Source organism: Aquidulcibacter sp., assembly GCF_049239865.1.
In the GTDB taxonomy this organism is placed as follows: Bacteria; Pseudomonadota; Alphaproteobacteria; order Caulobacterales; family Aquidulcibacteraceae; genus Aquidulcibacter.
On sequence record NZ_JBMLTR010000114.1, the window covers coordinates 1 to 2,533 of the forward strand.

The 2,533-nt window shown below is 54.6% G+C and carries 3 protein-coding genes; all 3 read left to right on the forward strand.

All coding sequences use genetic code 11. From position 1 onward, the window contains the following. A partial coding sequence (locus tag ACOVRA_RS08180) for a hypothetical protein (protein WP_421719855.1) occupies nucleotides 1–387 on the forward strand: 387 nt, incomplete at its 5' end. A 227-nt stretch (nucleotides 388–614) separates the two neighbouring features. After that, entirely contained in the window at nucleotides 615–1,781 is a 1,167-nt protein-coding gene (locus ACOVRA_RS08185; protein ID WP_421719857.1) for a DUF1254 domain-containing protein, read from the forward strand. Continuing rightward, the coding region (locus ACOVRA_RS08190) for a hypothetical protein (protein WP_421719856.1) at nucleotides 1,778–2,533 on the forward strand (756 nt) is incomplete at its 3' end. The genes ACOVRA_RS08185 and ACOVRA_RS08190, both read left to right, overlap by 4 nt.

Sequence of the window (2,533 nt, forward strand, 5' to 3'; positions counted from 1 at the left end):
CAATTGGAGCAAATTGCCCGGAACCCGGCATCTACCGCCCGTGCATTCCAGGTCGCAACCTATCGTTATGTTGCGCAAATGAATGTCATTGTTGGATCGGCTCGACTGACCCAATCAATAAGGGATCTTAGCATTGGTGCTGCAGAGTTATATGGCCACTTGGCCATCGCAACACGCGATATGCGACTGAAAGACCTCAGCGGGTATAAGAAGCTTTTCAAGCTAATAGCGGCTGGAGCTGGGGCTGCCGCGTTTTCACAAGCACGCGCCATGCATTCTCAAGGTGTTGCGCGAGCGGTTGAGTTAAATGCAAGCGCATTGAGGCAGAGCCAAAGTTCGCCCGCGATTGATTTCGTTCAACGTAAGCGCAGGACAACGCAATCCTAGCCATGTCGTACTTTATGAACAGCGATCTAGGCGGCGCGGAGTATCTGGCCAAATGCCCCGAGGGATCGGGGCCTCAACAATCTCCAAATAGGCGCATGCTATTAAGCTGGGCATCAGTTATGGGGTTGGCGAGTGTGGGCGCCTGCACTTCGACATTTTCAAATGATCTAGCCAGTTTTGAGGCGGCCTGCGGTGACCTATACATCTATGGCCTGCCTGTACTCGAAATGGCACGAGCGCGGCAGCGTACGATTGGGAGTGCGGCCAATCAATGGAGGCATGTCCGTCGGCTGGCTGACGCTTCGTCTCGCCGAGTCACGACGCCAAATAATGACACACTTTACTCTTCTGCTTGGCTGGACTTGCGAAAGGGGCCGGTGGAGCTCACATATCCCAAGGCATCCGAGCGTTACCTCTCCATCGCCATCCTCGATATGTACACTAACAATTTTGTTGTCTTAGGCCCAAGGCAAACGCTTGGTGACTCCGGCCGTGTGCGACTTGTCGCGCCGAAAGAACGTGCCAGCGGCGATGAGATTGTTGCTCCAACACATTGGGTATGGGCGCAGGTTCGGACCTTGGTCTCTGGGCCGGAAGATATTGGCGTTGCGCACCAACTCCAAGATGGCCTTCGGATCGTGGGAGCTCAATCGCCGCCACCTGGTCCTGTACCGGCCACTACCGACGCTTTCGAAGAGCTCCAAGCGATTGTTGGATTGCTCGCTACCGAAGCACCGCCCCTTGCGGGCGAGCATCAGCTTCGGGAACGTTGGGAGCAGGCTGGGCTAACCCCTCTGGGCCTTGCAGAAGTGGCCCATTCCAGGCGTAGCGCGATTGATAGAGGGTTACAGGATGCACGAAACCGCATCGCCAAGCGTCTAGCATTGAGTGGTGCCAGATCCGGATGGATATATCCCGAAGTAAGCCTTGGAGACTTCGGTGCCGACTACATCTATCGCGCATCAATCGCTACTTGGGGGCTTGGAGCGCTACCCCTGAAGGAAGCGGTTTATCTCAGGGCTATTGCCCGGGATGGACAAACCACTTTTCCGGCAGACACATCCTTTGTACTTCGGTTCCCGCCAGGAGGTTTACCACCAGCCAGGGCCTTTTGGTCACTAAGCCTTTATGAAGCTCTAGGGGATGGTCGACTCTTTTTCGCGCAAAATCCGCTCGGTCGCTATGCCGTCGGCGACCGGACACCGGGACTACGTACTGAAGCAGATGGTTCATTGACGATTTGGATCGGTGCCAGAGACCCTGGTGAAAGCAGGCGGTCAAATTGGCTACCTGCATCGGGAGCACGGTTTGCGTTGGTATTACGAGCCTACAATCCTGACCCGAGTCTACTAAATGGCCGATATCTTCTGCCCCGAGTTGAGGAAGTGCCATGACGCCGAGTGACGGAATGCTGCAACATCCCTTTTCTGCAACAATCCGCGAGGAAAGGGGGCAAGATGGATCAATTATCCTTGTGGGGCCTTGGCGCCGTCCAATCAACTTGCTGAAGCGACAGAGCTACGCCAATCACGCTTCAATACACGATGATGCGACTGCCCAAGGTTTGGGCTTTCAAGGTGGCACAATCGAGGGGCCTACGCATTTCAGCCAGTTCGCGCCCCTTTTATACCATGCCTTCGGCTCCTCTTGGTTTGATTTCGGTAGTATTTCTGTAACCTACAAACAGGCTAGCTATGAAGGCGAGGAGCTTCAGGCCAGAATGAGTCAAGTTGCCTCGGACTCCGCCAATCTATCGATGGTGAAGCGTGATGGCACAGTTGTACTTATGGGGAATGCAGGAGTTGGGAGCCCCCCAGAAAATAGCTTCGCACGTCAGCGGCTTGCCGCTTCACGAGCACTAGCCGAGCCACGTATTCTCGCTGGCTGCCATCCGGGGCTAGCTGCACCAAAGGTTTGTATTCGGCTGGATGCTAAAACACCTTTAGGTGGCCTTTACCCCTTCAGTCTTGTTGAAAAGTTGGATGTCATAACCGAGCCGAGTCCATGGTACTCAGAGGAGACAAATACACCATGGACCAGAGCCATTCTGCCTGTTGAAATGATCAGCGTCCTTTGCCAGTCGGTTGCGGATCAGGATCCATTTCCGATTTCTCAGCCAGTTGTCGGGCTTTTTGCCGATCAGGAG